Source organism: Microcystis sp. M53603_WE2 (assembly GCF_030065435.1).
In genome coordinates, this window is record NZ_JASJFF010000832.1 from 1 (window position 1) to 8,697 (window position 8,697).

Sequence of the window (8,697 nt, forward strand, 5' to 3'; positions counted from 1 at the left end):
GGGTAAAGTTTTAGCGATAATTCTCCGACGAGAGTTTAACCAAGAGGGGATTCATTTCCTAACTCCCGATGATTTTTCCCAACAGTTGGCCTATATGAGACACCCGACGGGAAAAAGTATTATGCCCCACGTTCATAACAAAGTACAACGGGAAGTATTTTTTACCCAGGAAGTCTTAATTATCAAAAGAGGAAAACTGCGGGTAGATTTCTATGATGACGACCAACAATATCTAGAAAGTCATATATTGAGAGATGGGGATGTGGTTTTGTTGATCCAAGGTGGTCATGGTTTCCAAGTCTTAGAAGAAGTAGAAATGATTGAAGTAAAACAAGGTCCCTACGTTGGTAATCAGGATAAAACTCGCTTTACAGGAATTGAGGAAACTGTGGTTAAAATGGCGGGAGCAGAGATAGCATGAGTAGCTTTATTCCCGTCAATGAGCCACTACTTGCGGGCAAGGAAAAACAGTATCTTAACGAATGTATTGATAGCGGTTGGATTTCTTCGGAAGGTCCCTTCGTTCAGAAGTTTGAAGAAAATTTTGCCCTCGCTGTTGGGCGAAAGTATGCCGTTTCCGTGTGCAATGGTTCTATGGCCTTAGAAGCGGCCATCGTCGCTTTAGGAATTGGTTCGGGGGATGAAGTGATTCTCCCCACTTTTACCATCATTTCCTGCGGAGCTGCCATTGTCAAAGCCGGGGCGATTCCCGTGGTCGTGGACTGCGAAGCGCAGACTTGGAACATGGATATCGGGCAGATAGAGGCAAAAATCACGCCCCGCACTAAAGCGATAATGGTGGTTCATATCTACGGATTACCGGTGGCAATGACTCCAGTTTTAGAATTAGCTCAAAAATACGGTTTAAAAATTATTGAAGATGCGGCGGAAATGCACGGTCAAACCTATCAAGGTAAACCCTGTGGTAGTTTCGGTGATATCAGTATCTTTAGTTTCTATTCCAACAAACATATTACCACTGGGGAAGGGGGCATGATTGTCACCAACCAAGAGGATATTTTTGAGCGTTGTCGTTCCCTGAGAAATTTATATTTTCAGCCCCAACGACGTTTTATTCACGAAGAACTGGGCTGGAATCTGAGGATGACTAATCTGCAAGCGGCAGTGGGTTTAGCACAATTAGAACAGCTAGAAACTTTTGTCCAGCGCAAGAGAAAAATGGGCAGACGCTACAGGGAATTATTGCAAAATATCCCCTGTCTAGAATTGCCCCTACCTCAAACCGATTATGCCGAAAATATTTATTGGGTTTATGGTATTGTTCTCAAAGATGAGGTTAACTTTGATGCTATGGAAGCGATGAAACGCCTCAAAGAACATCAGATTGGTACGCGTCCTTTTTTCTGGTGTATGCACGAACAACCGGTATTTCACAAAATGGGATTATTGCAAAATGTTTCCTGTCCCGTGGCTGAAAGACTGGCGCGCAGGGGTTTTTATCTGCCTAGCGGTTTAGCTCTCACGGACGAGCAAATTGAGCGAGTGGCCCAAGCAGTTCAGCAAGTTTTTGCTGAGGCTGAGTAGGGATGAAAAATTGATGAAAATTTTTTGAATAAAAACCGACTTTTATGATAATTGGCACGGAGTTTTTATCTTGGGTAGTAATTGCCTCTGGTTGCTTTTATTCCCTATATCTATGTATTTCAGTTCCCAAGGATGTTTTTTTTAATGGCGATGGGGCGCTGAAAGCTTTACTAGCTCGTCAGCTAAGTAATGGTCCATGGCGATTTGACTTAGTTGAGCGCGCAGAAGCTTGGGTTACTCGTCTTTGGCAAGAGGGTTTATACAGTTATCGCCCCCCTTTTGTTTACTACTTAAATCAACGTTATTATATCTCCTTTCCTTTTTCATTCTCTTTGCTAACTTCCCTTTTTTATAAACTTTGGGGTTATCGTGGGTTTTACTTGATTCCCCTCCTATCAATTTGGGTATTGTGGCTCAGTTTTTCAAGAGCAATTCCCGCTTTTTCCCTAGACAGTTGGGGGAGTCTTTTGGGATTAGTTATTTTGATTTTTGCTTCGCCCTTAACTCTATACAGTGCCATATATTGTGAACATACCCTCGCTGTTACTTTAGGATTTTTGGGAATTGTTATCGCTTTTTTTCTACCCGATACAGCTAATAGTGGCTGGCTGCCCAATTTATTAGGCGGATTTCTAGTGGGTTTATCAGTATGGTTCCGCTCCGAATGTCTGGCCCTAGTGGCAACTTTAACTTTATTAGTTTTCTTGGGTTTAACTCCAGAACAAACCTCAATTTTTGCTTGGTATTCAACCGAGCAAAATCTTAATGTTTCTGATTTTCTGCTAACTAATCGAATAGCTTTTAGTTTTGTACTAGGTATGATTGTTAGTGTGTTTTTACTGTGGTTGTGCAATAAGTTAATTTATAATCGTTTTCTAGGAGTTCACGCTCTGTTAGTCCTTGAGGAGTTTTCTTGGAAAAAACGTATTCAAGAAGCCCTGACCAGTTTTTATCAGTTGAATAGCTCTTTTTTGCTGCATTTTCCTATCTGTATAATTCCCTTAGCTTACTTGCTCACTTGGAGCGGTCAACAATTGAATTTTGCCAGGGATATTCCCGTAACTTTAATTAGTATAATGGCGATTATCATCTTGGCTGTTCTCGTCAATCTTCGCTGGCAAGGAATGGTCAAAACCAAGGCGTTAGTCAAGGACAATATAATTTACTTCCTGATACTTTTAGCCAGTTGTTATCTATTTGACATCGCCAATATATCTCTAGATAAACAAATGCTTTTTGTCTATGATCTCTATTTTATCTACACAGTAGGGGTGTCTTGTTTAGTCGATATTGCCCCGGGAGAAGTCATGGTGGGAGGTAAACAATGGGGACCGAGATATTTATTGCCTCTTATCCCCTTTGTTACCTTATTAACGGTGGAACAAGTAAAAATTGTCGGAGCGAACCAAGAAGTTTTACTAGCCAAGGGAAGCTGGGTTTTACTGTTAATCTTACTGGCAATAGCTGTCTATAAAAACATTTATCAAGGTGGAGAATTTTTCTATAAAACCCATCAGGGGATAGCACCAGCTATCAAAAGCATAGAAGAGAATCCTAATTCTATTGTTGTCTTTTCTCATCAATATGCGGCACAAGTTTTGGGTTTTGGTTTGGAGAAACAAAAAACTTTCTTCCGTGTAGAAGATAGTCAAGCCATGGTTAAACTATGCCAAGAATTAGTCGGTCAAGGATTGTCTAGTTTTCCCTACGTTTGCTATCCCTATCGCCCTTGTCAACTCTTAGAATCCCCACCGGAAGAACTGGAATTTAGCCAAGATGGACAAAAGTTTCAAATTGGCATAAATCGCTCTGGAATCATTGGTAAGTATCCTTTCTATGAAATAGTTATATCTGCTTCTGAGACAGGTTTACTATCCAAAAAATCCGAGGATAAGCCCACAATTACCCCAGCAGCTAATGATTTAGTCTGTACGATTTTACCCACTTATAACGAGCGAGATAATATTAGTCAATTAATTGAACGTTTACTAGCTAGTGTTCCTAGTCCTTATTTAGTGCTAGTGGTGGATGATAATTCTCCCGATGAAACTTGGCAGATAGTAGAAGATTTAGCCAAACAATATCCCACTCCTCCCCAAGATTCGCAATTCCAATCGGGGGTAATTTTGTGTCGCAGAATCAACGAGAAAGGGTTAACTTCGGCTCTACAGAGAGGTATTGACGATGCGATTAATCTGTATGGGGCTAAAATTATTACTTGGATGGATTGTGATTTATCTATGCCTCCAGAAGCTCTGCCACAATTAATCACACCGATTCGAACTAAAAAAGCTGATATGGTTGTAGGTTCTCGTTGGATTCCGGGGGGTGATGATGTTGCCCACGGACTGATGGCCCGGATGTTAAGCTGGATTATTAATCGCATGGCCATCGTGATGCTAGGCAATCAAGTTCACGACTATACCAGTGGTTTTATTGCCGTTCGTTCTCAGGTTTTAGAAAAAATTCGCTTAAAGGGAGATTATGGAGAATACTGCATTGATTTATTAACCCGTGCCAATCGTTTAGGTTATAAGTTAGTGGAAGTTCCTTATCTTTGCGTTCCCCGCATTTATGGTGAGAGTAAAACTGGAATTAATCTCTGGGATTATTTGTCAAAAGGACGGAAATATGTGGCAACTATTTGGCAATTATGGCAAGAAAGATAAGACAATTATCTCTTTTTTTAACTAGAATTAGTGATTCTCTTGATTCAACTCTAGGAGCTAAACTTATGAAGAAAATGTTTACTTTTTGGCCTTGGTTAGCTACCGTTGGGGTGGCCTGGTCTTTGGGTTTTTTTTATAACGTATACTACGGTGGTGAATTAAAGTGGCTCCTACAAATGTACGAACAAAAAGTATCTTTTGCCAAGCAGATAGATGCACCGAGACGAATAATTTTTGCGGGGGGGTCGGGAGTACAATATAGTATTAACTCTCAATTCCTCGAACAGGAGCTAAAAATCCCAGTTTTTAACTTTGGTTTACAGGGAGATTTGGGATTAAATGTCATTTGCCCAATTATTTTAGAACAGGTACGTCCGGGGGATATAGTGGTTCTCATTCCTGAATATTTGATGTTACTGGATGATGATGGTATTGGTTATGGTGATGGTTTATTTGGTTCGGTTCCCTTTAGTGTTGCCATTGGAAAACCGGGTTTAGGAAATATACCCTTAGAACAATTAGTTTCCGAGACTTGGTTAATGGGAGTTCCTAGTTTACGCGCTATGGTAAAAACTGCTGTTGATGTTATACAAACAGGAAAAGCTAGGGGTTATTTATCAGATCCAATCACAGAAAAAGGAGATCCTACCGTAGTCAAACATCGTACAGGTAAATGGTGGGCTAGAACATTTGATCGACCTGTTTCGCAACACTCCCTCAAACGCATCGCTCAATTTCAAGAGGAGTTAAAAGCTAAAGGTGCTGATTTAGTAGTTTCTCTCTCTTGGGTTTATGCTAAGACCGATGAAACTACCGTCAAAAATGTTAAAAAAACTATTGAAGAATTGTCTAATATAGTGCCTTTAATCTACAATCCAAAAACTCTTAATCTGCAAACAGATTCTAGTTTATTTGCCGATACCCATGAGCATTTATTACCGGAAGCAAGAATAAGACGCTCTAGGGAACTGGTGCAACAACTGCGTCCTATAATTCAGGAAACAACTACTCAAAATCATCGAATTATTTCTATTCTCAATCGATAATTGAAAATTAGATAAAACTTTTGTACTAGCAGTAATTTGGGATGGAGATAGCAGGGAATTGATTTAACCGGCAAAATTACCGTAAATTTCCCTGAATTTATTCAATTTTATTTTTTGGAATTGTTCTTCCTTCAACAAAGGTTCTTTTCCTCTCGGATGTTCCTGACTCTTTTTCTTGAGATTTTAACTCCTTCTTTTCCTAATTCGTTAAAGCTTTTGATAATTTGGGTTCTTCGGTTTGTGTTATGCAATGGACGGGAGTTATAAGGGGTGAAACCCTTATATAGAAAGACATTGCTTCGATTTTTGCCAATTGTTTTCAATCTAGAACGAGCTAATCAATTAAGTCTTTTGCCAGATAAGGATTTAGCCGATTTTTGCCCCCTGATCGAACCATACCAAGTAACGAAGAACCCTCTTTTTCTTGAGATTTTAACTCCTTCTTCTCCTAATTCATTAGAGCTTTTGAGAATTTTAAAACTATATTGATAATCTCATCCCACAGCTACTGCCGCATTTTTGATTGTCCATCCTCAAGATATTTTACCTAACCAGTGCCATCTTCTTGTTGCCACCGAATCTTGACTTGCTTTATATCTATCTTTCATTTGCTCTGAACTTGGATGTGCGGCTAAGTAGGCTTTTTTGGGCATTTTATCTCCTCGTCCTTACTCTTCTTATGATACTAAATCCGGTTATTAAAGACTGATTATTTATTCCTCCTGTTGCCTCTTGCCTTTTGCCTTTTGCCTGTCCTAATAAGTAGCCTATACTCAACGGATTTAGTATGATAACAGGATTTGCTATTACCCCTCGCTCAAATTTGTGCTACTATGGAAGGTAATATCGAGGATTTAATTTCTTGGCCTCCTAGTGCTAATCATTGGGTAAAACCCTTATAATTACTAGAATATGAAGATAAGCTGAAAGATTCCCCGTTTGCAATTATTATGTATGAATAATGTTATTGACCATGATCGTTTATTTAAGGAATTAATTGCGACTTTTTTTGTTGAATTTATTCAGTTGTTTTTTCCTGAGATTATCAATTATTTAGAGCCTAATCAGATCACATTTTTAGACAAAGAAGTCTTTACCGATGTCACGGAAGGAGAAAAGTATGAAAGTGATTTAGTCGCCCAAGTTCAATTTCGAGGACAATCATCATTTTTCTTAATTCATCTAGAAGCACAGTCTAGCTCTCAACCGGAATTTAATCGGCGAATGTTTACTTATTTCGCTCGTCTGCATCAAAAATTTGCCTTACCAGTTTATCCCATTGTCATATTCTCCTATGATCGTCCACAAAAAGAAGCAATTCTTCAATATAAAATTGAGTTTCCTGACTTAAAAGTGTTAGAATTTAACTATCAAGTTGTCCAGTTAAATCGCTTGAATTGGCGAGATTTTATTAATCAACCTAATCCCGTCGCCGCCGCTTTGATGGCTAAGATGAAAATTGCCCCTCGGGATAGAGCAAAAGTTAAGGCACAATGTCTAAGATTATTGGTAACATTAAGATTAGATGCCGCTAGAATGCAATTGATTTCAGGCTTTGTCGATACCTATCTCAATCTCAACTCGTCCGAGGAGATAGAATTTCAACAGGAGATTAGCACATTTATTCAACCCGAACAGGAGGGAGTTATGCAGATTACAACCAGTTGGATGCGCCGCGGTTTAGAACAGGGTTTAGAACAGGGTTTAGAACGGGGTTTAGAACGGGGTTTAGAACAGGGTTTAGCAAGAGAAAGAAATCTAATTATTCGTCTGATTAAACGTAAGTTAGGAGCTATTGATGTGGATATAGAGAGTCGGATTATGCCCTTGAATATTGATGATCTAGAACGAGTGGGGGAAGCTTTATTGGATTTTTCAACAGTGGAGGATTTAACTAATTGGTTAAATGCTTTAGATGCTTAGTATTTTTCTCTTAAACTTCACAGAAGGCTAGGTATGGATATGAGTATAACTTTTGAAAATGCCATCCAACAAACTCAAGATTTACTAAGTCAAATTGAGTTTTTAGATACCGATACAATAACTCAGAAAATTACTGAGTTAGTCTCCACAGAAAATGGAGCTAGAGGATTTTTTGTTACTTATTTAACCAGCGATTTACCCTATACGGAACATCCTAGTTTAGAAGTAATCACTGCTTTAAAAACTTCCCCGATATTGGTGAATGAATTATTAGTCAAAAATCTGGCTATGTCCACGGCAATGGTTATCTATCATCGCAGTCAAGGGGACGAAGAAAACGCCCAAGGTTCTGAGAAAGTCCAAGAAAAAACTGGTCAACTAATTAAGCAGTTATTATCGCAGTCCTTGGGGGAAAAATTACAACAATTAGCCACCAGTTTAAACACAGGACAAGGAGAATATCAAGCCTTTCTAGAACGCTGGGGATATGACGATTGCCAACGTCAAGCGATCGCAAAAATCATTCAACCTTTTCTTTAGTAACTAGCTGATTTTTTCCCAAAGATTTCGCCCAAAATAGGGAGCGATCGGTTAGAGGAATTAACTCTTTTACCTCTTGTTGGCTGCTAAAATGGCTTATTGAAGTAAATCGGCTCTCTTACTCTTGGTGTGATAAGTTTAACTTATATAAGACCGATCAATCTTTGTGTGCTTTGTGTCTTTGTGGTTCGTTCCATTCGCTCGCCAGTGGGAATGTATCTGAGAATAGATTTTACCCACCAAACCCAAGAGAGCCGCAAATCCCCAGCAAAGGCATTAGGGGGTTTTGCCATAGCCGCCACAAAACCAAGGCATTTAACCACTGTACCAGTATTTCTTAGTCAACTTCCGGGAGGTAAAACCCCAAGCCGATGATGGGATTTGAACCCACGACCAATTGATTACGAATCAACTACTCTACCACTGAGCTACATCGGCACATTGCCAGTTCCCGATTATATCACGGACAATAGATACAGAGCTAGAAAAATTTTTTTATGAGCAAATCCCCTCGACTTGATCCCCAAAAATACGCGCGCTTGAAAGAGGAAGCGGCCAATCCCTACCGAGGTCTGCGGCAGTTTATCTATCTCGGTCTAGGGGCCTCTGGTTTTATCGGTGCGGTGGTGTTTCTGGCCCAATTAGCGGCAGCCAGGGACGTAGCCACCGCCTTACCCAATTTTGCCCTACAAATCGGTGTGGTGGCCCTGATGATTTGGTTATTTCGTCGGGAAAAAAAAGCTGGCGGTTGAGGGAGTAGCCACCGATAGCCAAAACGGTCTCTTTCCCTGGAGAATAAAAGTTAACATTAACTCCAATCTTTCTGTGTTATGATCAGGGGGAGAGTCAAGATTAGTGTTCAAGTTCGTTTTCAGTATTAATTCGGTAAGTCTTTTACTTTAGTATTGTTCGGCTTCTCCCTGAATTTTGTGTCTCCACACCGTTTCGAGTATTGTTCGAGGATTCAAGTATTA

The 8,697-nt window shown here is 39.7% G+C and carries 8 protein-coding genes and 1 tRNA gene; 8 read left to right on the plus strand and 1 reads right to left on the minus strand.

Features of this window, described 5'->3' with window-relative positions:
• From PX481_RS17675 to PX481_RS17705, 7 genes are all read left to right on the plus strand, one after another.
• Positions 1-421, plus strand: a 421-nt coding sequence (locus tag PX481_RS17675) for a cupin domain-containing protein (RefSeq protein ID WP_288095247.1), incomplete at its 5' end; no start/stop codon positions are given.
• On the plus strand, positions 418-1,545 hold the full coding sequence (locus PX481_RS17680) for a DegT/DnrJ/EryC1/StrS family aminotransferase (protein WP_002759190.1): 1,128 nt from the start codon (positions 418-420) through the stop codon (positions 1,543-1,545). The genes PX481_RS17675 and PX481_RS17680, both read left to right, overlap by 4 nt.
• A 44-nt stretch (positions 1,546-1,589) precedes the next feature.
• On the plus strand, positions 1,590-4,214 hold the full coding sequence (locus tag PX481_RS17685; RefSeq protein WP_002759189.1) for a polyprenol monophosphomannose synthase: 2,625 nt from the start codon (positions 1,590-1,592) through the stop codon (positions 4,212-4,214).
• Positions 4,215-4,279: 65 nt separating this feature from the next.
• The gene (locus tag PX481_RS17690; protein ID WP_288095250.1) at positions 4,280-5,260 is read left to right on the plus strand and encodes a hypothetical protein; all 981 of its coding nucleotides are present in this window, start codon (positions 4,280-4,282) and stop codon (positions 5,258-5,260) included.
• A 306-nt stretch (positions 5,261-5,566) separates the two neighbouring features.
• Positions 5,567-5,749 (plus strand): hypothetical protein, encoded by a 183-nt coding sequence (locus tag PX481_RS17695; RefSeq protein ID WP_196219826.1) that lies wholly within the window; start codon positions 5,567-5,569, stop codon positions 5,747-5,749.
• A gap of 465 nt (positions 5,750-6,214) precedes the next feature.
• Positions 6,215-7,183 carry a DUF4351 domain-containing protein gene (locus tag PX481_RS17700; RefSeq protein WP_288095252.1) on the plus strand — a complete coding sequence of 323 codons (969 nt, stop codon included), beginning with the start codon at positions 6,215-6,217 and terminating at the stop codon, positions 7,181-7,183.
• A 39-nt stretch (positions 7,184-7,222) separates the two neighbouring features.
• Positions 7,223-7,723: a sll1618 family protein gene (locus PX481_RS17705; protein WP_043999067.1), complete on the plus strand. Its 501-nt coding sequence runs from the start codon at positions 7,223-7,225 to the stop codon at positions 7,721-7,723.
• A gap of 366 nt (positions 7,724-8,089) precedes the next feature.
• On the opposite strand, the gene PX481_RS17710 is transcribed toward PX481_RS17705, so the two are convergent.
• Positions 8,090-8,161 (minus strand) — tRNA-Thr (locus PX481_RS17710).
• A 59-nt stretch (positions 8,162-8,220) separates the two neighbouring features.
• On the opposite strand from PX481_RS17710, the gene PX481_RS17715 reads away from it, so the two are divergent.
• Positions 8,221-8,475 carry a DUF3493 domain-containing protein gene (locus PX481_RS17715; protein ID WP_002759181.1) on the plus strand — a complete coding sequence of 85 codons (255 nt, stop codon included), beginning with the start codon at positions 8,221-8,223 and terminating at the stop codon, positions 8,473-8,475.
• Positions 8,476-8,697 lie beyond the last annotated feature (222 nt).

Excerpts from the sequence above, each read along its gene's own strand:
- PX481_RS17680 (WP_002759190.1), top strand. The coding sequence starts at position 418 with ATGAGTAGCTTTATTCCCGTCAATGAGCCACTACTTGCGGGCAAGGAA.
- PX481_RS17685 (WP_002759189.1), top strand. The coding sequence starts at position 1,590 with ATGATAATTGGCACGGAGTTTTTATCTTGGGTAGTAATTGCCTCTGGT.
- PX481_RS17690 (WP_288095250.1), top strand. The coding sequence starts at position 4,280 with ATGAAGAAAATGTTTACTTTTTGGCCTTGGTTAGCTACCGTTGGGGTG.
- PX481_RS17700 (WP_288095252.1), top strand. The coding sequence starts at position 6,215 with ATGAATAATGTTATTGACCATGATCGTTTATTTAAGGAATTAATTGCG.
- PX481_RS17705 (WP_043999067.1), top strand. The coding sequence starts at position 7,223 with ATGAGTATAACTTTTGAAAATGCCATCCAACAAACTCAAGATTTACTA.
- PX481_RS17715 (WP_002759181.1), top strand. The coding sequence starts at position 8,221 with ATGAGCAAATCCCCTCGACTTGATCCCCAAAAATACGCGCGCTTGAAA.